This is a genomic window from Streptomyces alkaliphilus (assembly GCF_014141535.1).
Taxonomy (GTDB): domain Bacteria; phylum Actinomycetota; class Actinomycetes; order Streptomycetales; family Streptomycetaceae; genus Streptomyces; species Streptomyces alkaliphilus.
Genome location: NZ_VKHT01001153.1, coordinates 1 through 1,439, shown reverse-complemented (window position 1 = coordinate 1,439; position 1,439 = coordinate 1). Strand labels below are relative to the sequence as shown.

Genomic DNA, 1,439 nt, shown 5'->3' with positions numbered 1-1,439 from the left:
ATTCGGCCCCCTCCGAGCCCCGTTCGACGGGCGCCGGTGATCCGGCGTCCGGTCTCCCCTCCCACTGCACCCCGGGCCCGGTGGTGGGGGCAAGAGGGGGCGGACATCGGGTCCGCTTAACATGAGCCTACGTTTTCGCCGCCTCTTTCCGGATGGGTCATCGCATGTACCTCACCAGTGCCACCGCCGCCCTGACCGCCCTCGCCGAGGAGGGCGCCGAGCACGGAGCGCTCAACCCCTGGTTGGTGGGCGGCCTCGTTCTCGCCGCACTGTTGGCGATGCTGTGGGTCACCACCCTCCTCAACCGGGACCGCTGAGCCCCTCCGGGGGCACTCCATCGGGCACGCCCGTCCCCGGGCCGGCTCCCGGCTTCCCCCGGGACGGGTTCCCGTGACGAGCGGTTAGGGTCGGCACATGGCAGACGACACCCCCCGCGCCGGGGACGCGCCCCGGCGTGCGGATGGTTCCGGCGTGCCCGTCACCGCCCCCGTTCCGGGGGCGGGCGACGGTGCCCCGGAGGGTCCCGGGGCGCCGGTCAAACGGCGGCTCGGGGTGATGGGCGGCACCTTCGACCCGATCCACCACGGTCACCTGGTGGCGGCCAGTGAGGTCGCCGCCCGCTTCCACCTCGACGAGGTGGTCTTCGTGCCGACCGGCAAGCCGTGGCAGAAGAGCCACCAGCGCGTCTCGCCGGCCGAGGACCGCTACCTGATGACGGTCATCGCGACCGCCTCCAACCCGCAGTTCTCGGTGAGCCGGATCGACGTCGACCGGCCGGGCACCACCTACACCATCGACACCCTGCGGGATCTGTACCGGGAGAACCCGGACGCCGATCTCTTCTTCATCACCGGCGCCGACGCCCTCGCCCAGATCCTGGGCTGGCGCGACGCGGCGGAACTCTTCTCGCTGGCGCACTTCATCGGCGTCACCCGCCCCGGCCACACCCTGGCCGATCCCGGTCTGCCCGACGGCGGGGTGTCGTTGATCGAGGTACCGGCGCTCGCCATCTCCTCCACGGACTGCCGGGCCAGGGTGGCCGCGGGGGAGCCCGTCTGGTACCTGGTGCCGGACGGTGTGGTGCGCTACATCAACAAGCGCAGGCTCTACCGTGACCACCCGGCACCGAAGCGCTGACCAGGGCTCGGGGACCGGCCGCGGCCCGAAGGGGGCGGACTCGTGAACGACCGACACGATCCCTACCGGGAGTTCCGGGGGTACGACGAATACGGTCGCCCGGTGTGGGAGACCGCGCCCCAGCAGGGGGAGTGGGACGCCCACGGAGGGGGTGAGCCGGCGGGCGCCGGCTCCGGCGGGTGGGACCCGTACGGCACCGACCCGGCATCGGGCGGGACCGCCGACCCGGGGTACGACGGTGGGTACGGCGGAACCGCCCACGGGTACGGCACGGCCGAGTGGGCCGGGAACGGCGGGGGCGG

The 1,439-nt window shown here is 73.1% G+C and carries 2 protein-coding genes and 1 pseudogene; all 3 read left to right on the top strand.

Translation table 11 applies throughout. The features are described 5' to 3' along the window. Positions 1-164 precede the first annotated feature (164 nt). On the top strand, positions 165-317 hold the full coding sequence (locus FNQ90_RS23070) for a hypothetical protein (RefSeq protein ID WP_173019710.1): 153 nt from the start codon (positions 165-167) through the stop codon (positions 315-317). 97 nt (positions 318-414) lie between these two features. After that, a complete protein-coding gene (nadD, locus tag FNQ90_RS23065) occupies positions 415-1,137 on the top strand; it encodes a nicotinate-nucleotide adenylyltransferase (protein WP_182608116.1) in 723 nt (240 codons plus the stop codon). A 42-nt stretch (positions 1,138-1,179) separates the two neighbouring features. Beyond that, a pseudogene (locus tag FNQ90_RS23060) lies at positions 1,180-1,439 on the top strand (hypothetical protein); the annotation flags it as partial.